The organism is Enterococcus sp. DIV2384, assembly GCF_050534975.1.
Classification (GTDB): Bacteria; Bacillota; Bacilli; order Lactobacillales; family Enterococcaceae; genus Enterococcus; species Enterococcus faecalis.
Map to the genome: position 1 here is coordinate 1,574,680 of NZ_CP172905.1, position 24,757 is coordinate 1,599,436.

Sequence of the window (24,757 nt, forward strand, 5' to 3'; positions counted from 1 at the left end):
TCCTTTTTTAAATCTTGTATCTTCCATTATTCCTTTAAATAGTATTAAAGTCAATCTTTTTATAGAAAATTCTGAATATTCTACACAAAAAAAGAGAACGTGAATTCTCTCTTTTTTATCTCTTTAAACTTTTACTATCCAGCCTTCTGGCGCTTCTTTGTCACCAAACTGTATGCCAACCAATTCATCATATAGTTGTTTGGTCACTGGTCCAACTTCTGTTTCACTATAAAATACATGGAAATCTGTGCCATTTTGAATCCCACCGATAGGAGAAATAATCGCCGCCGTGCCACAAGCACCCGCTTCGGAGAAGTCCGCTAATCGATCAATGTAAACGTCTCCTTCAAGCGCCGTCATCCCTAAACGTTCTTTTGCTAGCATCAATAATGAATATTTAGTAATACTTGGTAAAATAGACGCTGATTTCGGCGTAATAAAAGTACCATCTTTGGTTATGCCAAAGAAATTAGCTGCACCAACTTCTTCAATTTTCGTATGCGTATACGGATCTAAATAAATGCAATCACTAAATTCTTTCTCATGTGCTTCTGCACCTGGTAAAAGACTAGCTGCATAATTGCCCCCCACTTTAGCGGCCCCAGTTCCTCGACCCGCCGCTCGATCATAGTCAGAAACAATAAAGTTGGTTGGTGCTAAACCATTTTTAAAATATGAACCAACCGGCACGCAAAAAATAGAAAAAATGTATTCTTTGGCAGGTGCTACGCCAATATTATCGCCGACACCAATCATATAAGGGCGAAGATACAACGTACCGCCCGTTCCATATGGCGGTAAATAAGCAAGGTTGGCTTTCACCACTTCTTGGCATGCAGAAACAAAGGTTTCTACTGGCACTTGTGGCATCAGTAGACGCGCACAACTTTTTTGTAGCCGTTTGGCATTTTCATCTGGACGAAACAAATTGACAGAACCATCTGCACATTGATACGCTTTTAATCCTTCAAAACATTGTTGGCCATAATGTAGAGCAGGCGAACCTTCACTAATCGTTAACTGATTGTTATCTGTTAGCGTGCCTTCTTCCCACTTGCCATCTCGCCAATAACTAATATAACGAAAGGGCGTTTTAATGTAAGAAAATCCTAAATTATTCCAATCAAGATTGGCTTTTTCCATTGTCGTAGCACCTCAATTATTTTGATTTTTTATCTTAATTAGTGTAATTGTACCCACCAAAAACTAGAAAAGCAAGTCTTATTCTCATTCTTAACTTTTGTTATTTTTTCTTACTTGTCCATTTCTCCTCGCAAAAAAACCTTGATAACCGTTTCTTGAATTGCAACGGAATATCAAGGTTTCGAAAAATTATTCAGTATATTCTTTGGTTTCTTGTAACGTACCATCTTGCTTATAGATTTTCAGCTTTGTTTGCTTATTCCGAGCAATTTCTTGAGCTCGTTCAACCGCCTCTTGTTTGTGGGTAAATGTATTACTTGCTTTTTCAGCGCTGTCTGAAATCACCAACCATTGGCCGTCTTTATATTTAACGTTGACAGCCGCCGTTAATAATTTTCCCGCATGTTTATCCTGTTTATGCGAATCTTGTTTCGTAGGATTTGCTTCTTGTTCGAAGGCTTTTTTGTCTGCTTCACTTGCCTCTTGATACCATTTCTCCGCTTGACTAATCGCAATTGGAATGGCGCGATCATCAGGGTAGCCATCCGCAAGCAACGCATTGCCAATATCTATCGCTTTTTTCCGAATCAAAGGTGCTAAATTTTTCATTGATGTAGGATAATCATTCATATTCCAAGGCATCAAAATCTCCTCCTTAAATTCTGTCTATTACTAGCTTACTACAGAAAAGGAACATTTGAAAAAGAAATGATTACTTTGAATATTTCCTGAACATTCTTGAGAGAATAAGCCTAATTTCCCGTTGGCCAAACTTCTCAATCTTTGAGTGTATGATTACTCATTTCCCTTTGAATCAGTTATGATAAAGGAAGAAATAAATAAATTTTTTGGAGGGATTTTCATGAAAATGTCTAAAGTACTCACCACTGTTTTGACGGCAACTGCTGCTCTTGTGCTGCTTAGTGCTTGTTCATCTGATAAAAAAACAGATAGTAGTTCTAGTAGCAAAGAAACAGCTAATTCAAGTACAGAAGTAGTCTCTGGTGCTTCAATTAGTGCCAAGCCTGAAGAGCTCGAAATGGCGTTAAGTGATAAAGGAAATTGGATTGTCGCAGCTACTGACAATGTCACTTTTGATAAAGAGGTAACAGTTGCTGGTACTTTCCATGATAAGGGGAAAGATTCCAACGATGTCTATCGTAAATTAGCGCTTTATTCTCAAGATGATAATAAAAAAGTAACTGCTGAATATGAAATCACGGTTCCTAAGCTAATCGTTTCTTCTGAAAATTTCAACATCGTTCATGGGACTGTCAAAGGTGATATTGAGGTGAAAGCAAATGGCTTTACTTTAAATGGTACCAAAGTTAATGGCAATATTACTTTTGATAAACAAGAATACAAAGATTCTGCTGACTTAGAAAAAGATGGTGCCACTGTTACTGGTGAAGTCACCGTAGCCAATAATTAAGTTATTACCAGACAATTTTAACTAGTAAAAAACCAATGACAAATGTTCAATCAAATTTGTCATTGGTTTTAGTTTGTAAACACAGTGCCAGCATTGGTAGATAATTACAAAATGAACTCACTCTTTGCCATAAGCCTAAATAATTAAATGGTTTTACCTGTTGTAGCTGTGGAATCCTTGCTAAGCCATATAAGCCGGCTGCAAGCATACATAAAATAAACAAAAAGCCAAAAAGGTTTTTATTTTTTTTCGAACCGTATTTACTATAGATAATGGTTAAGACGCCTGATAACAACAAAAAGCCTGTATAACCGACTGCTGATCCTCCGTTATGAAGCGCGGCAGCAACTGTGCCAGCGCTTGAAGTGTCTACGCTGAAGAGCCCACTGAAAATACAATCAAATAAACCATAAGCGCCAATCATTGCCACTACTAACCAAGCACCTTTTTTCGTTTTTCTGGAAAAAATAGCATATATCCTAGGTAAACTTGCTAACATCAACATTCCCGCAATGATAGTTAACCGATTAAAGGTTTCCCTAACTGGACTATTCACCTCACCTAATAAGCTAATTACTTCTGTCAATTGATTGTAACCTTGATCTTTGAATCCGACATAATAAGGTGTAAAAAAATCAAGTAAGACCCCTAAAACTAAAAAATAGCCGCCATATTTTTTTAAAAGCTGCATTTATTCACCTCAATTTTGATTTTCTATTTATTTTAAGTATAGCATATCAAAAACTCTGAATAATTAAACTTTCTTTTCCACTAAAAAACTTTTCGTCAACGCGAGACGAAAAGTTTTACTTTAGGATTCAATAGAATCTACAATCTTATCATTTTCTTTTGATTCATTTAGCCACTCCGAGACAATAATTTTAATGATTGCAGCAACAGGAACTGCTAAAAACATCCCTAAGACGCCGAAGTACGCTCCCCCAATCGTGATTGAAACAATAATTAAAATCGGATTGACATTTAGGGCATCTCCCATAATTCGAGGACCAATAATATTGCCGTCAATTTGTTGTAAAATTAATAAAACTAGTAACACCGTAATTGCTTGAGTAACACCACCTGTGAAAAGCGTAATCACACCAGCAACAATTGATGCAAAAATCGAGCCAAAATAAGGAATCATATTACAAATACCTAATAAAATTCCTAAAGTCACAGCAAATTTCACATTTAAAATACTTAACAAAATCGTTGATGAAACGCCAATTATACAGGCATCAAGAAATTGGCAACTGATAAATTTATAGAAAATTTTATTCGTTGTATTTAACCAGGTTTGTGTTTGCTTGTACACTTTTTCAGACAGCAATTTGTGGGCAGCCTTTTCAACAAATGTCAAAATAGATTGCTTAAATACCAGCGCATAGATTGAGATAATCAACGTTAAAAATGCATTTAAAAAGAATGAGGAAACATTTTTAGTCAACGTTCCTAATGAAAATAACGCTTGTGTCCATTGATTTAAAAAACGTTCCGGCGACAAATCTTTAAGGACACTATTTAAATATTTTTCAATCGCGGCTGTTTTTAAAATCCCTTTATCTTCTAAACTCATCACAAACTGAACCATATGATCATAAAAAGTGGGTAAAGAGTTTGCTAAATCTACTAAATTACTAATGAGTAGCGGAACGATATAGTTTAATGTCAAGACAAAAATAAACAAAATAATCAGGTACAAAAGGAGTACGCTCAAGCCGTGTTTCGCTTTTTTAACGACTGGTAAAGGAACTCTTTCTAGTAATCCCTCGATTTTTTTCTGACTTCCACTCAATAAATAAGCAATCACGAACCCAGTAATGAATGGGGATAAGATGCCTAACAAACCCGAAACGCTATGGACAAAGTGCTGATAATTCGTGATTAATAAATAGCCAACAATCAGCGCCATTACAAATAAAAAGCGGACAACCCAGTAATTCCAATCAACATTGTATTTCTTCAATCACTTCACCTCTAAATAAATTATGCCTATCATTGTAATTGTAAACGATTTGTGGCAAAAGGCAAGTTTGTCCATTCGTTCTTGATGAAATACACAAAGAAGCCTGACACTTTAAAAAATGTGTCTGTTTATTCTGCAGTATAAAAATGAGGCACTAGACCTTGCTTCTTTTCATAAAAGAAGCAACTTGGGCTACAAGTACGTTTAACTTGTAGCCCAAGTTGCTTAGATAGACTAAATTTATTTTTTCGATTCCACTGTGACCGTAAAGTTATCCATAATGAAATCTTTATCGGCACCTGTTGTAAAAATACCAAACGTAGTGTTTCCTGAAGCATCCCCAATTATTTCTGCTTCATAATGCTTGGTTTGACCATCTGCTGCTGTCGAAGTCAACTCACCGACTGGCTTAAAGTCATTGTTATTTTTCAACTCCCCATTAATGGTCCCAGCAGTAAAGACATTTTCACCATCAGTTTGATAATCAAATTGGACCGTATATTTCTTGTTCGGTTCAAATTTAATATTTTGCGGAATTGTTTGAAGCATCAAACCTGCTCCTTGTTTATGGGCTTTCAAGGACCAGTTGCCTTCTAATACATCTGAAACAAGGTTTCCATTCCAACCATATTGTGTGTAAGGTTCATTTCTTTCTGATAAATGAATCCGTGGATCTTCTACACCACCAGCTGAGCCTTTAACAAACGGATATAACCCAACTGCTTGTGTGTCTTCAAAATCTTGCTTAATAACTGTTTGTTTGTCTGGATTCATGATATCCGTTTGACGCTCAACAATTCGTAAATCATCAAATTTTGTAACGGAATTGCCTTTATCAACCGCTAACGTCACCGAGCCTTTTTTGGCATTATCTGGGATTTCAAAATCAATTCGCATATTTTGCATATACTGCGGATTTTTCCTGCTTGTATGGTTAATATCTGCCTGAATATAGTTTTGGGCAACCGAATTATTCACTGTCCGCGTATATTTTTTACCACCAATTTTAACAGTTACTGTGGCTTTGCGATCATGTGTTTCTGTGTTTAGATACAAACTATATTTTCCTGGTTTAGGAAGATTGATATCTTGTTTGATTTCGGTTCTTTCTTTTTCTGAACTAAAGACATAATCACCGTTGGCATCTTTTTTAACCTCTCCATCACCTCGGAAAACTTTCCAGTTATTTTTTAAGGTATTGGCTTCATTAAATCCAGGATCTTTAAATGGTGTTCCTGTTCCAAATGTCATCGGTTCAATACTGTCAGGTTCAGCAATGACATACGGTGTATTAGCCTCGGCTTGGATGGTCACTTGGTTATTTGTAGTGGCAATTGCGCCTTTGTCAATACGCCCTTGATCTGTTAATTCATATAAATGTAAATTCGTTTTTCCTTGCATTTTCTTATCCAATGACCAAGTGCTGGTACCGCCTTTTGGATTCCAGTGATATAGTTTGTCTTGACCATTGACATTCCAAGGCAGTAGATACGCATCACCTTTTAGAACTTCTGTCTCATTTAACGTAATGCTTCTTGGCGAATTAGCATCTGCTTGAGTAACGGTCACTTTTTCAGCACCGTTCGCTAATTTAATCGTGCCATAGATTTGACCATCTGCTGCTGTTGTAGTTTCCCAGTTTGTAATTTGGTAATGTTGTAAGAACTTAGTTGGGACATTAATGGCAAAAGTTTTTTGGCGATAGGTATTAAAATTGGTTTTACCCACCCAACCTTCATAGGCTTCAAATTCAGCTCCACCTAACAAAGTGTTGTCGGAAATAATCCAAGTATCTTTTTGATGATTCCGAATAAAACGAACGATTGTACTGTTAAAGCCTTTCGTTGTTGTACCGCCGTAATCTTTTTCTGCAGACCAATGGTTCCAAACCGAGTCATACTCTAAAGCATTCGGAAATTCATTGGTTGTAAACCAACCGAGTGAATTAATTTCTTTACTTAGTTGACGACTTGCCCAACCTGATTCGCCTTGATTGCCCCAAACATCAACATAAATATAATCTAGATTCGGTGCTTTTTGTTTTAATTCTTTAAAGCGCTCATAGCGACGACCACTCAATGCATCGGGTCTTTGTTTAATAAAATAAGACGGATCTAACCAATCCCAGCCACGCTTCGTTGGATCAACTAATTCCTCATTAAATCCTTTTGCTTCTGGGTAAGACTCGGTGTCATTAATATGCACACCGAAAACGGCATTTAATTTATGTCCTTCATCAATTAATTGATTCAACGCTTGTTCCCCACCAGGTCGCTGACCAATAGCACCGTAATCTGGATGCGCAGAATCATGTCCTTCATTTTGATACCCTTTTAGTAAATTCATTTGTCCTAATCCATCTGTTAAATTGTAAATACGTTTTGATTCGTCTAACGTCACTAAGAATGGATTTGTCGCCTGACTAGCAAAGTTAAAAGGAATCCGTTGGTTGACTAATTCAGGGACTTTTTCCGCGCCCATTGGGTTATTCATAATTGAACGGAACCCAATTGCCGCATCTTGCCAATCCACCCGATTGTCGTCGTTGCTATCTTTTGAGAATTTAACTTTCACTTCTGGCGTTTCTCCAGTTGTGTAATCTTCCGGTGCATCAAATGGTCGATAGGTCCATGCCCCACTTGACAAGGTTGTTACAAAACCAGTCGCCGCTTCTTTTGTTTGTTTATGGATTCGATTGTTGTCACTACCATCGACAGAGCCGTCTCCATAGGCGTTCGTCCAAAAACTTGCAGCATAATTCGCCGTATTTAAGAAACCATACATATATTTTTTCGTTTCTTCTTGGCTTGTTGTAGTTAAATCTTGGATAGTATCACCATTTTTATTTCCGTTATTTGCATTTGTCCCAGTATTCATCACAACGCCAGCAAAAGTCGCCCCTTCATCTGTACTATTGACAGAAATCAAGCCTTGATTTGGAATTGAAATTGTGTGTATTTTGGTTCCTTCTTCACGAATATCTGAGAGTTTCATAGCTAATTCTTGGCCTTCGGAAACAGTCAATGTCGTTGTGAAACGCAGGCCAATTTCTGGGACAGCTACGTTATAAACGGCTTGATTTGCTTCACTCTTTTGTTTTTCAGCAGTTGCTTTATATGCTTTGCCATCAATCATTACTTGGTCAATTTTCTCGTGTTGGCCATTAAAAATCACTTGATTACTCTGAGGGTCTTCGTAACGAATAATTCGTGGAAATTGTGGGTCAACCACGGCTGTTAAATCTGCAGAAGAGATTTTTTCGCCTTTTTCAGCTTCATTGTCTTTAGCAACAACAATGCTGGCTTTTGCTTTGATGTTTGTATTTTCCAAAGTACCGTCGACTTCAAAAGTTCCTGGTTCTTTGTATGCATCAGGATCGATTTCATTCCAACTTACTGCTTCATTGGCTTCTTTACCAGTATTATAGGTCACTTTTACTTGTTTCGGTAATTTTGGTGCGACACCAATTTTTGTAAAAACTTTGACTGGCGCAATTTGTGTCACTTCTGGCACAATTTCTGGAATGCTATCTACGGGGCCATTTTTAAAATAGTCATAATTGACAATTTTTTTGTCGTACCACAAACGGACACCCACATGTCCGGCTTCTGTTGGAATTTTGTCTCCGTTGGCCAAAACAGGTTCTCCTTCGTAAATCAACGTGGTGTTAAGCCAGATAGTAATTTTTTCACCAACATAACGTACTTTCAACAAATAATTCGTATCTTCATTTAACGTTGGCCCAGAAATTGAATCATTCCACGAATTAGGGCTTTCAACTAACCATTTGCCATTCGCGTTATAGCCTACAAAAACCCAGCTATCTTTGGTATTACCACGAATAATCACGCCCGTTCGACCGCTTCCAGCAGTGTATTTAAACTTTGTTTCTACTTCACCATCAGCTAATTTAGGGGAATCTAAATTTAAAGATACGGCATTATTACCTGCTGCTGCATCTCGTGAAATCGCCAATGACTCTCCTGCTAATTCTCGATTTGTTTTACCAATCACATCTTGCCACTCACCAATTTTCCCTCCTGGAAAATCAGATTGCCACAATTTTTCTTCTGTTGCGGTAGGTTCCACCATTGATGAGCTTGTTTCAGTGCTGCTGTTTGTTGTTTCTTCTGCAGACGTACTTAATGGTACTAAAATCGTTGCGCTTGCCAATAGTGTCAATGTACTAAATCGTTTTATTTTTCCATGTTTCATCTGATAAATCAGCCCCCTAACATTTTTGAACGCGCTTTCATTATTAACAATTAAAGGGGCGTTCCAAAAATAAATTCTTTTATTTTTGGAACGTCCATCTCTAAATCATTCTCTTAAAAACTTTAATTACTTACGACAACAAGTCAGAATTATTCATCCTCATCATCTACTGCAACATTTAGCAGCAATTCGTTGACTTTCACAATACTTTCTGCTGATTCCTTAACATAGTCACCTTCAATCGCTAATAAATTTGCATTTACATAGCTGATAACCATCGGTAAATTCATCCCAGTATATAAGTCAAACGAAGCACCTTGCATAATTTTTTTGGATAAAATATTACAAGGTGTCCCCCCTAATAGATCAGCAAAGACAACAAAATCTTCTAACGATTCCGTAATCGCTTCAAATTTTTCTAAAAAGTCAGCTTCACCTTCTTCTGGTAATAAAGCAACAGTGGAAATTGTTTCTTGCGGTCCCATAATCATCTCCGCACTTTTTTTCAATTCCTCGCAAAAACGGCCATGACTTACTAAAACTAAATGTTCACTCATCGATTTTCTCCTGTCTTACTTATTTTGAAATAACACCTAACGCAGACAATGCGACACAGACAATTAATACGATAAAAATGGCTTTAGTAGACGTCATATTCTTTTTACCTAGCATCCAATAAACGCCACCGACAATTCCTGCAGGAAGTAGACGTGGTAAAATCATATCCAAGTTATTTTGCATGTTAAGTGTTACATCCCCAATACTTGGTGCCCATGATAGTTTGACATTAACCATTGTTGCCACTAAAGCGCCAACCATGAAGACCCCTAGTAAAGTTGCAGCATCTGTTAAGGCAGTTAAGCGGTGTTGCATAGTTGTTACCAAAGAAATTCCTTCGCGATACGCAAATTCCAATTGTTTCCAACGGAAGACCATCACGGCAATTTGAGCAACAATCCAGATAAAGATACCAGTTGGGTTACCATTAATCGCCATGTTAGCAGCTAGCGCCCCAAAAATAGTTGGAATTAAAGCGGCGAAAATTGAATCCCCAATTGCTGCAAACGGTCCCATTAAACCAGTTTTCAAACCTGAAACTGTTTGTTTTCCAGCAATGCCTTCTTTTTCTTCAATGGCCAAATCGATCCCTGTAATAATCGTATTAAAGAAGTTTGAAGTATTGAAAAATTGCGTGTGTGTTTTCATCACTTCTTTTAATTCAGGCGTATCATCCCCATAAATTTTACGCAATTGTGGCAAAATCGTATACAAGTAACCTGATCCTTGCATTCTTTCGTAGTTCCAACCTAATTGGAAAGTAAACAAGCTTCTGCGATTAATTTGTTTAAAATCTTCTTTCGTCAATTTATAATTAGATTTCGTCATCTTCAATCTCTCCTTCGTCTGAATCATTCGCTGCATGTTCTTTTTTGGCTGCTGGCCCACTCGGAATCATTTGACCATTTTTGTAGCTAATTGCGGCTAAAGCGAAACCAATTAAAGCGACTGCTAACATTGGTAGTGCGTTAAATACACCACTGAAGTCTTTCACAACGCTCGCAACAGATGTTCCTAAAAGTTGCATGTTTGTAAAGATTGTTCCTAGTAAAGCAGTTACAGTAAAACCAAGAATTAAATAAGGGAAATGTTTTTTCACTGGTAAGTAACGTAGTAAAATTGCAAAACCGACCGCTGGTAAGACCGCCCCAGCAACAGACAAGCCATCACCTAACCATTTCAAATCGCCATTTAGGACAGATACAACTTTTTGTACTAAACCACCACCAAAAGCAAGTGCTAAGAAGACTGGAATCATTCGAGAAAGAGACCAAGGTAAGGCACCCATTAAGAAGTTACGTTCAATTCCTTTGTAGTTCATATCTTCGACCATTTTATCAATCCGATGTGCAAAGTAGGTATTCGCAAAACGAGCCAAAATGTCTAATTGAATCATTAAACTAGCAACTGGTACTGCAATAGCAGCGATTGCTTGTTCAGGGTTCATTCCTAAAGACACAGAAAATGCTGTGGCAAGAATCGTACCTGAGTTAGCATCAATTTTGGAGGCACCCCCGAAAGTCCCAACTCCTAATACAGTTAATTGCATGCTTCCACCAATAATAAGTCCTGCTTTAATATCCCCCATCACTAATCCTGCAAAAAGACCTGCAAACACTGGCGCACTTAATGAAGAATAAATTTGTAATTCATCTAAAATTTGGTATCCTGCGTATAATGTTAATAATAAGATCTGCCACCATAAGATATTCATTTTTTGTTCCCTCCTATTTTGTTATCAAACTCATAAAGTCTTCCGCTTTGTCACTTGGCACCATTTGAGCAATCAGATGGACACCTTTAGCATTTAACTCTTTAAAAACCTCAATATCTTGATCGACCACATTGATTGACTTAGTAATCGACCGTGTTTCGTTTGTTTGAGACATGTTCCCAACATTGATTTCTTTAATCGGCACCCCAAGTTCTACTAGTTTTAATAAACGATCTGGTTTCCGTACCACAATTAGTAAACGTTGTGAGTCGTATTTTCCTGCTAAAATATTTTGAGCAGCTTTTTCAACTGGTAACACGCTTAGTTTCACGCCAGCTGGTGTTGCTAATTTCAAGCCACTTTTTTCAATGGCATTCCCTGCAACCTCATCATCAACGACCATAATTCTGGAAATATTCAATTTTGTCGCCCATAAATTTGCCACTTGTCCATGAATCAAACGTCCATCAATTCTTACGCCAATAATACTCATTGTAATCCCTCTTTCATTTCTTTATATAGTGGTTCTTTTACTAACTTAATTTCTGGTTGGTACGTTCCTTCCGTTTCAAAAATGACGATCTCATTTTGCCCTTCTTTTAATAATCCTTTGGGAATATATAAGGAAAGCGTCGGACCAACATTCCAGAAACGACCAAGATTGGTTTGGTTAACAAAAACAATTCCTTTGCCGAATTTAGAAACATCAATAAATGTATCTTTCACTTCTGCTAACTCCATATGATACTGGTAAAAGCTTGGTTGATCAGGTTGCCATTCTCTTGAATAGTCTACCTGTTCACAGCTTGTCATAGGTAAACAATATTGTTGCCATTGCGTCATAAAATGTAAATCTGCCATGACACCCGTTCGAATCCCTTTTTTCTGAGTATCTGCAAATAATTTGTGCCCGTAATTGACACGACCCATATTTTCCATTAAAACATCGATTTGATTATTCTCTTGCGGCAGTGTAACGTAAATATCTTCGCCGATTTCCGTTTGATATTGTGTTGCTTGATGTACCTGATTGACAAATAGTTGCAGACGATCACGACCGTCAATCACTCTTAGCTTTTCTTCTGCAGCATCTTTTTCAATGCTTGTTCGGTAAAGAAGATAGCCGGTATTTTGTCCTAATTGTTCCATGGTTTGCGGATAAACGCTGACCACTGGCTGACTAATCGTTTCTAAAGTCGCAAACAAACTCACTTTGTTTGTTAAAGGAATTGCTGTTTGCGCAAAAGAATCTTTTACTAATGGTTCAGCTTGTGGTAACGCAGGGTACTCTTCGTGAAGCATTTTTTGTAAGGCGAAATACTTTTCGGTTGGGTTCCCTTGTTCATCCAGTGGCGCATCATAATCATAGGAAGTGATTTGTGGTAAATCAATGGTTCCTCGTGCGGAGCAGCCATTCATAAACCCAAAATTGGTGCCGCCATGAAACATATATAAGTTGATACTGCCTAATGCTAATGCTTCTCTAACTGATTCAGCCAATTCTTGCGGATCTCGTTTAATAATTGGCTCTTTCCAACGGTTAAACCAGCCATCCCAAAATTCCATACACATTAACGGCCATTTTTTACCATGTTCTTCAAAAAAGGCTTGCATCATATCGAAATTTTCTTTGGCTTTTGAGCCAAAATTCCCAGTTACTAAAATATCATCTTCAATCATGCTGCCTGCCCGCAATGTTGCGCGCCATGGCCCGTCAGAAGTAAAAAATGGTGCTGTCACGCCACGTGCAATCATCAAATCACGAATCGCCCGTAAATACGCTTTTTCTTCGCCAAATGAACCATATTCGTTTTCGATTTGAATCATTAAAATATTGCCACCGTTAGCAAGTTGATGCGGAACAATTTTTTCCATTAAAACATCATAATATTCCGCAACATGCTTCAGATAGGTTGGATTATTCGAACGCATCCGTCCTGGTTCATTTAATAGCCAGGCTGGAAAACCGCCAAACTCCCATTCTGCACAAATATAAGGAGACGGCCGCACAATCGCATATAGTCCAAGTTCTTGTGCTAATTTTAAAAAGCGCTCCAAATCTAATATTCCCTCAAAATGAAATGTTCCTTTTTGCGGTTCATGTAAATTCCATGGTACATATGTCTCAACTGTATTGAAGCCTAAAGCTTTCAAGTTATAAAGTGAATGATGCCAATCTGAGGGATCTACACGAAAATAATGAATGGCGCCTGATAAAATTTTAAATGGTTGACCATTTAAAAGAAACTCCTCTTTAATTTCAAATCTGTCCACATTGTCACCCTTTCTAGTAAACGCTTTCAATTGCTTGATAATTGCTAAATAAAGAAAGCTCTTTATTTAGCAATTTCAACTACTTGGATGTTCATAAGATGTTTCTTCACGTTCTCTACGTCTACATGCCCAGTCATTCTTTCTTGGGCATTAGCCATTCCAGCCGCCATGCCCCATTTTAGCAGTTCGGCAGCTGGGGCATCCTTGGCTAGTCCATATGCAAGACCAGCAATGGTTGCATCTCCTGAACCAACAGGATTTTTAGCTTGAATCGTTGGAATTTTTACACGATAGAACTGATTGTGATGTTTGGCAATTGCACCATCTTTTCCTAAAGATACGACAATCCATTCAATTCCAGCAAACATTGGTTTTGTTAAAGCTGTTTGTACAGCTGCTAATGGATTTTCTGAAAAATCTTGCTCTAGCAATCCTTCTAGTTCCTCTAAATTAGGTTTAATTAAATACGGTTTCCAAGGTCCTTGAAGAACTTGCCTTAAACTATCACCAGAAGTATCTAGTAGCACTTTAACCTCTTGTGCTTGAGCTTTTTGAACTAATTCTTGATAAAAATTTGATGGTAATCCTTTCGCTAAACTGCCAGAAATTGTGACAATTTCTGCTTGCTTAATTAATTGATCGAAATTTTCAAGGAAGTTACTGATTTCTTCTGGGGAAACAGTTGGTCCAGCTTCTAAAATTTCAGTTTGATTCCCCTCGTGCAAAATCGCAATCGAATCACGCGTTTCTTCTTTGATTGACGTAAATGCTTGGGGGATGTTTGCTTTCTTTAACTCGTTTGCAATAAACGCCCCATGAAAACCACCAAGAACGCCGGTAGCTATAACATCTCCACCTAAATCATGAATGACACGAGTGACATTTAATCCTTTGCCACCAGGGGTTTTGGTCACCTGACTGGTCCGATTAACGGTATCAAGCTTTAGATGATCTAATAGGTAGGAGATATCAATTGACGGATTCATTGTTACTGTTACTATCACAGCTATGCCTCCCAATTATCCTTCGTTTACTTGAACTTTTACATGCCAAGAGCTGGCGGTTGCCGCGATGACTTCATTTAAACTTTCAATGTTTTCTCGGCCTTCTGTTTTTAACCAATCACAAGCCGCAGTTTCTCCTGCTTCAACGAAAGGTTTCACGCCATTTTTCCACGTAGCACGGCCACATAAAACACCATTAAATGTTGAACCAGCTTCTTTAGCGAAACGTAGTGTTTCTTGGAATAGCTCTGTTGAGACACCGGCACTTAAAAAGATAAATGGTAAATCAGTGGCTTGACTTTGTTCTAAGAAATAATTCGCCGCTTCCTCTTTTGTATACGCTGTTTCAGCCGGCGCAAAACCTTCTACAAAATTCATATTAACTGGAACTTCCACTTTCAATACATCTACTTTATATTGGGGTTTAGAAAATTCTTTCATCATTTCATTCACTTTATGCGGTTTAACTTTTGCATATTCTAAAGAAGTCGCATCTGCTATTTGTGCATCGTAAGAAACTAATTCTAAGTAAAATGGTAGGTCTTCTTCTGCACATTCACTCCCTAAGCGTTCAATAAATACATGTTTTTGATGATTGATTTCTGGATCCTCATCCACATCATAGTATAGTAAAAATTTAATCGCATCTGCGCCTTCTTCTTTCAAGCGTAAAACAGACCAATCTGCTAGTAAATCAGGCAATCGTCCCGGAGTTGTTGCATCATAGCCCGTTTTTTCATAAGCGAGTAACAATCCAGCCTCGGTATCGCGTGCTTTTGCAGCAGGCAATCCATATTCTGGATCCAATAAAATGGCGGACGCATAAGGTGTCAATTCTTTCGAGACTAATTCTTTAAACGTTTCAATTTGTGCATCGGTTGGCTCTACATCTAGTGCTTTGATCATTTTTTTCAAGGCACCTCGTTGATCAATGGCTAATGCGCTAATGATTCCTTCTTGGGTTGACAAACGATCCATTGCCGCTTTTTTTCCAGCTGTTAACGTAAGCATAGTTCCTCCTCCAAATGTTGTATTATTTATAGTCATAAATCGTTACGCCTTTAACCACACGATTCACTGTACCTGTCGGTGAAGGGGTATCCGGTTTATTTCCAACTTTAATAGATGTTAAAAGTGCGACTGTTTGGGCTACCATGATATCTGCTAATGCTAAATAGCCATCAGGTAATAGAGCAGTTTCTGCGGAATATTCAATAGTTGAACCTGAGAAATTACGTTTGCCAGGTTGAGCAATCGCAAAAACACCCGCCGCAATTTCGTCACCGTGAACTTCTTCTAAGATATCCAAGTCGTAATCTCTTGTGTATGGCGTATTATTAACAAAACCAAACATTATTGTTTTTTCATTAATAAATGATTTTGGTCCATGACGGAAGCCCATAGAAGAGTCAAAAATTGTGGCAACTTTGCCGGCTGTTAGTTCTAAAATTTTCAATTGCGCTTCTCTTGTCAAACCAGCTAAACTTCCAGAACCAACATAAACAATTCGTTCAAAATCAAGGTTAACAATTTCATTTAATTCTTCTTCACGGGATAGCACTTCTTCACCTAATTTAATTAGAGCGGTTACATAATCTTGTTTTTGCTCAAAGGCTGTTTGATCAAAGAGTAGTAATGTACCCAAGGTCATGCAAGAAAAGCTACCAGTCATCGCAAAACCACCATCATTGGAACGTGTTGGCATTAAGAATAAAAAGCTGTTTTCTTCTTTTTGGCTTATTTGTGCCAGTTGTCCTTCTTCGGCACAAGTGATCGCTAAATGATGAATTGTTTCAACCACTTGATTAGCTACTTCAACTGCCGCTAAACTTTCAGGACTATTTCCACTTCTTGCAAACGAAACTAACAATGTTGGTTCGTCTTTAATCAGATAATCTTCTGGTTTGGCCACAATATCCGTTGTCCCAATACTTTCGAATGAAAAGGCTTGTGTGTCGCCGTGTGCTCGGAGATAAGGTACAACCGTATCACCGACATATTGCGAAGTCCCTGCTCCTGTAAAAATTACTCTTGTGCGTTTTCCTTGCGCTTTGGCTTGGACTTCTTTTAAAAAGTTTTCCAAAGCTGTTTGATTTTCATGATAAAGTGTCACGGTTTCTTGCCAAAGCTCAGGTTGCTGACGAATTTCACGTGTCGTGATTTCCGCTCCTAGTTGTTCTAGTTCTTCTTTTTCTGCTGTAAACATACTTAATTCTCCTAACTATTCCGAATATGGCGTATCTGATAATGAAATTGATCTGCTCGCGCCACACTCAACGTAAATTCAATAATTTCATTTTTCATGTTATATGTCTGGCGTGCTAAATGAAGGACTGGCGCTCCTTCTGGAATCATCAATAATTTGGCATCTTCTTTTGAAGCAATGCTAGCGTATAATTCTTCATCAGCTAAACGAACGGTTTGCTTAAAATCTTCCGAAAATAGATCATATAATGGTTTGCTACGTAGTAATTGATCCGTGAGTGATAAGAAAAATTTCACAGGCAAGTATGTGTCTTCAACCATTAATGGCTCGTTATCAGCAATCCGCAACCGACTTAATTTAAAAACTGCCTCTCCTAACGAAAGATTCAAATGCTGACAAATAAATTTATCCGCTTCCAATTTTTCGAAGGATAATATACGGGTATGTGGTTTTCGACCCAGCCCTTTCATTTGTTCTGTAAAACTATATGCGCCAGCTAAATCAGCGGCCTCTTTTTTTATATCTGAAACAAACGTTCCTTTGCCATGACGACGATAGATGGAACCTCTATTTTCTAGTTCTTGTAGCGCTAACCGGACCGTCGTCCGACTCACTCCATATTGTGCAGTCAATTCACGTTCAGAGGGCAACTTGTCATGAGGAATCATGCATGTTTCGATTCGTTCCTGCAGCAAATCAACAAGTTGATGATACAAAGCTTTGTTTTTAAAGGCATTTTCCATAACTTTCTCCTTTACCCTAACTGGTTATAACCACAAACCAATAGTACGGTGGTTTTTTTTATTTTGTCAATAAAAAGTATTAATAAATATCTTCATACCGCTATAACCTTGAAATGACAACGTTTACATTTTTTTATTTTTCTTTATTGTAATATTTTTTTCCTAAAGAAATCATTTTTTTATAAAAAACCATCCTTAAATATGATACCAGTTGCTGGCTTTATTTTAAATAGACAAAAAAGAGTATGAGACAAAAATCACTTTAGATTTTTGTCTCATACTCAAAATCTGAAAAACAGTTCTATCCCGACTTCTTCGTTTCTATTGTTTGGTTCTGGCAACAACTAACAAGTAACTGATTTTACGAAATCCATGACAATATTCATTATTGAGCATATTCAATCCTTCTGCTAATTTTCGTATAAGATAAATATTGATTGAATGTGTTGACACAACGAAAGGCCGTCCTATTCGCATATTGATCATAATAACGCTTGGTATACCACTGAAATTCTTTCGTCCAAGGTTTGACATGGCCAGTAAAGTGGATAATGGATGGTGCTCTTCTCGTTTCTTCATATTGTTTTTCTCCATAAATAGTTGGATGTTTTTTCGCTTTTGACAGAATATAACCTTGGGCGTTCCACTTAGGATGCAACAGGGTCCAGCGGTCGTGTAAAACCGCATTCAATGCATCTTGATCATGGAAACGTAATTTATCTGGATTTTCTTCAATAAATCTTAAGACTTTAGTGGTTACATCTAAATTCAACCATTTTTTAACATCGATTAGCAACAAGCCTGAGTTAAAATAACACATAGATTCTGCAGGAATCGCCATTTTTTCCAAACGTTGATGGAACCCTGCATCTTCCACAGCGGCGATGATATTTTCACCTAAATCAACTGTCCATAATTTTGCGACATCATCTAAGGCAATCATGTCACAATCCATATACAACAGCCGTTCGATCTGGCTTCCTCTAAACAGCTCTGGAATAGCAATCCTGTAGTAAGCTGTTTTGGGAATTCGTTCACTGGTTACAACATTTTTGAAAAAATGGGGGTTGATTTTTAAAAATGTTAACTCTGCATTGATTTGGGTATGTTTAATCGTAAAATACAGTAGTTGCTTGCTTTCAAAATTGATATTGTCATCAATCACATAAAAATGAACAGCTGCCGCTGAAGGACTATTTTCTAAAATTGAAACAAACATAGCAGCAAGATGCGGTACAAAGTTGGTATTGCAACAGGAGACAATCGCTAATTCTTTTCTATTTTCCATTTCTTGCACCTACTTTATTTAATTTGTTTAGATAAAGAGCTGTATAAGGATGATTTTCTAACGTATTCCAGGGTTTATCGTGTCCAGTAAAATGAATAATCGCTGGCTCTTGATTTCCCGCTGTATATAATTTTTGATAGGCTTCATTAGGCGCTTCATGACGATTAAAAACTAAAGACGTCTGCATATTCCATCTTGGTTCTAAAGCTAGCCAATCTTCATAAAGAACGGCGTTTAAAGCATCTTGGTCATGATAAACTATGCGGTCCCCATTTTCTTCTAGATACTGAATTGTTTTTTGCGTGATTGCTTTCTCGTTCCATCGGTCAATATCAATAATCATAACTCCTGAATTAAAATAATAATCGGAGGAATGGATGCCCAAACGTTTCAAGGCATATGCTTGACCAGGATCAATAACCGCGCCAATCGTTTGGTTCACTAATGGCGTATCATACAACTGGACAATATCATCTAAAACAAGCGTATCTGCATCTAAATAAAGAACCTTTTTATAGCTATATTTTTGTAAAAGTGACGGTAAAGAAATGCGTAAGTATGCGGTCGTTGTAATATGATCACTCACTAAAAAATTTTGATAGACTTCTTTGTCTGCTGTTAGAAATTCAACAGTCGCATTTTGTGAGTTACTACTAACCGTTTCTTGGAGTGCTTTTTTGCTAGATAGCGACAGCCCATCATCAATCACATAAAAATGAACAGATCTCTCCGAATGACAATTTTCTAAAACAGTTGTCATCATTACATTCAAATAAGGAGCATAATTTTCGTCTGAAGCTGTCACAATTGGCACAATCTTCTGATTTTTTCTCATCAAAACCACTCTCCTCTTTTATTTTTATAGCTAAGTTCCTATTCAGAATAGGTCCTGAAAAACTTATCTGCAAATCATATGCTCATTATTTTATAATATAATTATAATAAAAATATATTTTATGGCTATAAAATAATTTTGTTTTGCGTTAATAACTGTTAAAAAAGCAACATTTCTCTTACTTTATCCTCAAAAATACTATTTATTTAATACTTGTTTTACTAATTTTTTTATCTAAAAATCCGCCTGTTGTATTTTCTGTTGATGATAATTTTAAAATGTATAGCGAAACTTAATATAAATTCTAAACTGACTTCTTACTCAATAAAAGAGCGAAAGAGCCTGGGACAAAAATCACTTTGGATTTTTGTTCTAGGCTCAAAACCTGATAAATGGCGAGAACAGAACCAATTCCTTCGAAAATAAACGGTTCTGTCCTGACCTCCTTCACTTCATATATGATTCTCTTTCCCTTCCAAAAATTATCCTTCTTAAATGATCTATGGCGTAGTCGGATAATTTTGGACTGTCGTTTGATTGCCATTTTGACTAAACAAGCTAGTTGATTGTGCATTTTTTTGTTTTTCTACTTCTAAGACTTTGTTTTTTTCAAAAGCTACATCATAGTTGTAGTCCTTTGGTTGCACTTCTTGGAATCCTTGTGGTTTATAAAAACGTAAAAGGTTTTCCTGATTTAATTTGTCAGATAAACTTAACGATTTTTTCACCCAATCGTTATCTTTCGTGACTTCTGCTTTTAAATCTGCTGGAACTTGGTCTAATTTTTTTCCTTGATTATTGTAGATTTCCCCACCTATATAAGAAAATTGAGGCGTTACAAAATCGCCATTTCTAAAAGGAACCACTTGTTTATATTGAGGAGATAAAAGGTCCGTGCCAAAATGGATATAATTTTTATCATCGACACCTAAAAGATGGTACAGTGTCGGTAAAACGTCAATTTCCCCACCATATTCGTGCATGATTTTCCCTTGCGTATAGCCTGGCATGTAAAACATCAAAGGTACTCTTTGCAATTGCGCATTGTCATAGTTTGTCCACGTTTTTGGATCGCGGTTGAAGGCTTTACATAAGTCCTTGTTGTTCGCATCTGAAATACCGAAGTGGTCACCATAAATAACAAAAATAGAATGATTGTATAAACTTGTTGTTTGCAAGTAATGGAAAAATTGTTCTAGCGATTGATCCAAATAGTGCGCTGTTCGAACATAATCATCCACAATCGAATTGCCTGTGTTCAATTTAGGAAACGGGAAGTTTTGGTCATCCGTATAATAAGGGGTATGATTGGTCACAGTTAAAAACTTCGCATAGAATGGCTGCTGTAAATGTTCAAGCTCACTAGCTGATTCACGCAACAATTGTTTATCTAAAATACCGTAACCTAGCATTTTGTCATCTTTTGAAAAATATGACCGATCAAAAAAGTATTGATATCCTAAGTTTTTATACACATGGTCTCGATTCCAAAAACTCCCCACATTTCCATGGAAAACAGCGGTTGTATAGCCTTTTTGTCCTAAAACAGCGGGAGCCGCTTCAAAAGTATTGTCTGATCCTAATTGTGTAAAAAGAGAGCCTTGCGGGAGCCCGAATGTTCCTGTTTCTAACATGTTCTCCGCATCACTCGTTTTTCCTTGCCCTACTTCATGAAAGAAATTATCAAAACTGATTGTCGCTTTGTTTTGATAGAGCTGATTTAAAAACGGTGTAACCTCTTGGCCTTGGACTTTCATATTAATCAAAAATTGTTGAAAACTTTCTAAATGAATCACAAATACATTTTTTCCTTTGGCAATCCCGGCATACTGCGGATTAAGCGGTAAATTATTTTGCTTGGTAAATTTCATGATTTCAGGTAATTCGTTTGAACTAGCTTCTGCTCTTACCTCATTTGACATGGCTGTTTTGACACCATCGATGGCTGTGAATGCATCCAAGCCAAGATATTTTACAATATAATTACGGTCAAAAATTCTTTGAAGCAATTGAGGACGATCGGTTTCGCTTAAAAATAAGTTAACCGAAAAGAGCAAGACACTTAAACAACTAATTGAGATCGCCAATCTTCTGTTGATAGGTTTAGTCATAAAGACTTGATGATTCCGTCGCTGTTTAAAAGAGTAAAATACCAAAACGAGCAGCACTAAAGTATCTAGCCAATAAAAGACATCGTGAACCCTCATTAAGGCAAGTAAATCACCAGAAATTCCTTCTGAAACTTTTGAAAAGCCAAAAACAGATTGGATGGTAATAAAGTCAGTGAATTCACGATAAAAAATAATATTCAAATATAAAATTAATGTATTTAAAACATTTAAAAGAGTTAAGCTAAGCATAAATGTTTTATGCTTTTTAAAATACAAACTAAAACCAAATAATAACAGCGTAGTAGCAACTGGATTGAACCATAAAATTTCTCGCTGGAGACTGCCCTTAACGCCCAATGAGAAATCTAGGTAATACGCCAGAATCGTTTTTGCCCAAAAGAGTAAAACAAAAAATAAAAAGAGTCCTAATCGGTTATTTATTTTTTTCATCTAAGTTTGTCTTCCTTTCCCTTCAAAAAAATCTTGATTTGTTAAAAATAAAACCTAACTCTGCGCAATGACTTTTTGGCTAGCGGAGAATTGGATAAATAACTTAAAAAGATAATCGCAATGGCGCAACATCCAAATAAAAGCCATACGTTTGTAAAAGGTGTTCGAGTAAGCGAACTAGTAATAGGCTTTGTAATTAAAAGACTTGGTAGCGCAACCCCTAAAGAATTGCCAATTTGCTTACATGTCACCGCAATGGCTGCTGCCGTTCCTGACTGAGAAAGTGGCATTCCTTCAATCGCTGTAATGGTAATCGGCGAATTTAACATCCCAAACCCAATGCCTAAAAAGATATAAATAACAAATAAAATAATCATAGGCGTTGTTTTAGTTACAAATAATTGTAAAAAGCTAACAGCCAACATTGAAATACCACAAAGCATAATAGGACGTTTCGTCCCTATTCTCCCTACCATTTCGCCGGCTCTCGGGGCAACAAGAAAACTAACAAAAGCCAAAGGAATGGTTGATAAGCCAGCTTCCAACGGGCTGAAGCCTCTCATCTCTTGCAAATATAGCGTGTTTAAAAATAAATAGCCGTTATATATGATAAAGCCAAAAATAGCTAAAAAAGAAGCCGATGTAAATGGAATAGATAAAAAGAAACGCGGGTTGATTAACGGATTGTCAATGTTATATTCATAAATAAAGAAAATGACAATGGCTAAACAGCCGATTATCCCAGTACTTAAAATATCTGGCGCGAAAAGCCCTTTTCTAGGTAGTCCGATAATGGAATAGATAGAACTAAATAGAAAAAGAATCATCAATGCTTGACCAACAAAATCATTTTTCGCCGTTTTCTCTACTTTTGACTCAGGTACAAACTTTTGTGTAAGGATGATTGCCGCAGCAATGATCGGTACATTTACAAAAAAGACATACCGCCAGCTAAAATAAGAAACAATTAGTCCGCCAATAATCGGGCCCATGCCTAAGGAAATCCCTGTAACAGAGCCCCACAAGCCAATTGCTTTCGCACGTTCTAACTTTTCGGTAAATACCTGTGTAATAATAGACATTGCTACCGGATTTAACATAGAACCACCAATCCCTTGCAACATGCGAAACGCGATCAATTGCCCTGGGGTTTGCGAAATCCCACATAGGAAAGACGCTAAACCAAAACAGGCTAAGCCCAATTGAAGAACTCGTTTACGGCCAATTCGGTCTGCTGTAGACCCAGATAACAATAATAAGGATGCTACCATTAAAGTGTAGCCATCTGTTACCCACTGTAATGTAGACAGATTCGTGTGAAAATCACTTTGAATGGATGGTAACGCCACATTGACAACCGTAACATCCATGGTCACTACAAACAAACTCATGCAACAAGTATACAAAATAACTTTTTTTCTATCGATCATAAAAACAGTCCTTTCTAGCAACTACATAAAACAGGAAAAGCAACAATGACACTTAAACTTCTAACGACACAGTTATCGCAAGTACTCACGTATCAACAGTTCTTTATATTCCTTGCCATTTAGTTATTTTATACTTAAAAAAATAAATCTTTAGATAGCCAAACTATACACCAGAACCCCTTTAAATTGAACCGTAATAGATACGATTTATCGATTCTTAAGTTATTAAATAATTGAACATTCTGTTCAGAAATATCGAACAGCCCCATAATTGAGCATCTCTTTTAAACAATGAACAACAAAAATAGCCTTATCCGCAGCAGAAGTAAATCTAAGCGAATAAAGCTATTTTTGGTAACTATTCCAAAGTAATTTTAATGGCTAAGTCTCTAGCAACTTTTGTAAAGTTGCCTTGATTTGACCAGGTTGGACAAAAACCGAACTGGAAACATTTCGGTATAAATAAAATTTTTGTTTTCGTTCAATCGGTAAAAAGAAGAGTTTAGAATCAATTTCCTGCAGTTGTTCTTTCCGAAGAGAGATTACCGCATAAACTCCTTTACTTTTTTCAATGAGACGAGTAAGCATCAATGTATCGTAGCAACAAACAAGCGGACTTGTTAATTGCAACATTTCTAGCACACTCTTGGTAGCTTCTAAATGATCTAAGTGATGCGGCAAAAATAGAAATGGATAGTTGGTCAAACAGGTGAAGCCTTCTTCCTCAATTTCTTGTTTAATTTCTCTTGAAACACAAAGATACATTTTTAGTTCAATTAATTGTTCTTTCTTTAAAACTGGACTATTCACATCTGCAGAAGTAATCACAAAATCCAACTCATGATTCTCCAATTTATTCAATAACTCAAACGATGAACCATGGTAACATTCCCAAAAACGATTCAGTTGATCCTCATTTTCTGTCACTTTATACATCAAGGACGTATTTCCAAAACCTAAACGCATCACTGGATTCTCAATCATTTCATGCAAATTAAGTTTCATTTTCTTAGCCTCGTTTAAAATGATATATACAGATTGGACGATTTTATCACCATAGGAATTTAACGTCAAAGAATTACCGTTACGGTCAAAAAGTAAATGGCCCAATTCACTTTCCAAATCTTTTAATGACGCACTTAAGGTTGATTTACTAACGTGGAGTTCAGAGGCTGCTTTGGAAATACTATTATATTTTGCAATGGTATAAAAATATTCTAATTTTTCAATAGTCATCTTTTGTCATCCCTTTTATTCAAATTCATTTGCCCACGCAACCTGTTCAAAACACGCCTCACTCTTTATCAATAGCGTAGTTATTTTTGCTCTAATAAGCTATGTCCATCTTGTTATTTTTCTATAACTAATAGCAGATGGATATGAAAGTG

Annotated in this window: 20 protein-coding genes; 1 reads left to right on the forward strand and 19 read right to left on the reverse strand. The window is 36.9% G+C overall.

Annotation, left to right across the window (positions count from 1 at the left end):
• Positions 1–123: 123 nt before the first annotated feature.
• Together IGK54_RS07715 and IGK54_RS07720 are read right to left on the reverse strand one after the other, a co-directional pair.
• A complete protein-coding gene (locus IGK54_RS07715; RefSeq protein WP_430602857.1) occupies positions 124–1,143 on the reverse strand; it encodes a branched-chain amino acid aminotransferase in 1,020 nt (339 codons plus the stop codon).
• 189 nt (positions 1,144–1,332) lie between these two features.
• Positions 1,333–1,785 (reverse strand): DUF2188 domain-containing protein, encoded by a 453-nt coding sequence (locus tag IGK54_RS07720; protein ID WP_010710281.1) that lies wholly within the window; start codon positions 1,783–1,785, stop codon positions 1,333–1,335.
• A 178-nt stretch (positions 1,786–1,963) separates the two neighbouring features.
• On the opposite strand from IGK54_RS07720, the gene IGK54_RS07725 reads away from it, so the two are divergent.
• On the forward strand, positions 1,964–2,575 hold the full coding sequence (locus IGK54_RS07725) for a lipoprotein (RefSeq protein WP_002382413.1): 612 nt from the start codon (positions 1,964–1,966) through the stop codon (positions 2,573–2,575).
• Between the two features lie 46 nt (positions 2,576–2,621).
• Here IGK54_RS07725 and IGK54_RS07730 read toward each other — a convergent pair whose 3' ends face one another.
• The 17 genes from IGK54_RS07730 to IGK54_RS07810 all read right to left on the reverse strand — a co-directional run bounded on the left by IGK54_RS07730 (position 2,622) and on the right by IGK54_RS07810 (position 24,605).
• Complete coding sequence (locus IGK54_RS07730; RefSeq protein ID WP_430602859.1) at positions 2,622–3,266, reverse strand: DUF998 domain-containing protein; 645 nt, start codon at positions 3,264–3,266, stop codon at positions 2,622–2,624.
• A 120-nt stretch (positions 3,267–3,386) separates the two neighbouring features.
• Positions 3,387–4,541, reverse strand: coding sequence for an AI-2E family transporter (locus IGK54_RS07735; RefSeq protein ID WP_002386882.1), 1,155 nt, complete (start codon positions 4,539–4,541; stop codon positions 3,387–3,389).
• 240 nt (positions 4,542–4,781) lie between these two features.
• Positions 4,782–8,756 (reverse strand): endo-alpha-N-acetylgalactosaminidase family protein, encoded by a 3,975-nt coding sequence (locus IGK54_RS07740; RefSeq protein WP_016615180.1) that lies wholly within the window; start codon positions 8,754–8,756, stop codon positions 4,782–4,784.
• 149 nt (positions 8,757–8,905) lie between these two features.
• Positions 8,906–9,313, reverse strand: a complete 408-nt coding sequence (locus IGK54_RS07745) for a PTS sugar transporter subunit IIA (protein ID WP_002365775.1) — start codon at positions 9,311–9,313, stop codon at positions 8,906–8,908.
• A gap of 19 nt (positions 9,314–9,332) precedes the next feature.
• The gene (locus tag IGK54_RS07750; protein WP_002357254.1) at positions 9,333–10,142 is read right to left on the reverse strand and encodes a PTS system mannose/fructose/sorbose family transporter subunit IID; all 810 of its coding nucleotides are present in this window, start codon (positions 10,140–10,142) and stop codon (positions 9,333–9,335) included.
• Entirely contained in the window at positions 10,129–11,028 is a 900-nt protein-coding gene (locus IGK54_RS07755) for a PTS mannose/fructose/sorbose/N-acetylgalactosamine transporter subunit IIC (RefSeq protein WP_002357253.1), read from the reverse strand. Before IGK54_RS07755 ends, IGK54_RS07750 begins: the two co-directional genes overlap by 14 nt.
• Before the next feature lie 13 nt (positions 11,029–11,041).
• Entirely contained in the window at positions 11,042–11,521 is a 480-nt protein-coding gene (locus IGK54_RS07760; RefSeq protein WP_002361968.1) for a PTS system mannose/fructose/N-acetylgalactosamine-transporter subunit IIB, read from the reverse strand.
• Positions 11,518–13,332, reverse strand: coding sequence for a glycoside hydrolase family 35 protein (locus IGK54_RS07765; protein WP_016615181.1), 1,815 nt, complete (start codon positions 13,330–13,332; stop codon positions 11,518–11,520). Before IGK54_RS07765 ends, IGK54_RS07760 begins: the two co-directional genes overlap by 4 nt.
• A gap of 32 nt (positions 13,333–13,364) precedes the next feature.
• Positions 13,365–14,306 (reverse strand): hexose kinase, encoded by a 942-nt coding sequence (locus IGK54_RS07770; protein ID WP_078071504.1) that lies wholly within the window; start codon positions 14,304–14,306, stop codon positions 13,365–13,367.
• Between the two features lie 15 nt (positions 14,307–14,321).
• Positions 14,322–15,317 (reverse strand): tagatose-bisphosphate aldolase, encoded by a 996-nt coding sequence (gene lacD / locus IGK54_RS07775; protein ID WP_033627445.1) that lies wholly within the window; start codon positions 15,315–15,317, stop codon positions 14,322–14,324.
• 22 nt (positions 15,318–15,339) lie between these two features.
• Positions 15,340–16,512, reverse strand: coding sequence for an SIS domain-containing protein (agaS, locus tag IGK54_RS07780; protein WP_002357242.1), 1,173 nt, complete (start codon positions 16,510–16,512; stop codon positions 15,340–15,342).
• Positions 16,513–16,523: 11 nt separating this feature from the next.
• Positions 16,524–17,255: a GntR family transcriptional regulator gene (locus IGK54_RS07785; protein WP_002360115.1), complete on the reverse strand. Its 732-nt coding sequence runs from the start codon at positions 17,253–17,255 to the stop codon at positions 16,524–16,526.
• 385 nt (positions 17,256–17,640) lie between these two features.
• Complete coding sequence (locus IGK54_RS07790; protein ID WP_002382420.1) at positions 17,641–18,543, reverse strand: glycosyltransferase family 8 protein; 903 nt, start codon at positions 18,541–18,543, stop codon at positions 17,641–17,643.
• The gene (locus tag IGK54_RS07795) at positions 18,533–19,378 is read right to left on the reverse strand and encodes a glycosyltransferase family 8 protein (protein WP_010825306.1); all 846 of its coding nucleotides are present in this window, start codon (positions 19,376–19,378) and stop codon (positions 18,533–18,535) included. Before IGK54_RS07795 ends, IGK54_RS07790 begins: the two co-directional genes overlap by 11 nt.
• Before the next feature lie 500 nt (positions 19,379–19,878).
• The gene (locus IGK54_RS07800) at positions 19,879–21,939 is read right to left on the reverse strand and encodes an LTA synthase family protein (RefSeq protein ID WP_142957142.1); all 2,061 of its coding nucleotides are present in this window, start codon (positions 21,937–21,939) and stop codon (positions 19,879–19,881) included.
• A 41-nt stretch (positions 21,940–21,980) separates the two neighbouring features.
• Entirely contained in the window at positions 21,981–23,369 is a 1,389-nt protein-coding gene (locus IGK54_RS07805; protein ID WP_010712556.1) for an MFS transporter, read from the reverse strand.
• Between the two features lie 381 nt (positions 23,370–23,750).
• Positions 23,751–24,605, reverse strand: a complete 855-nt coding sequence (locus IGK54_RS07810; protein WP_002357233.1) for a LysR family transcriptional regulator — start codon at positions 24,603–24,605, stop codon at positions 23,751–23,753.
• Between the last annotated feature and the right edge of the window lie 152 nt (positions 24,606–24,757).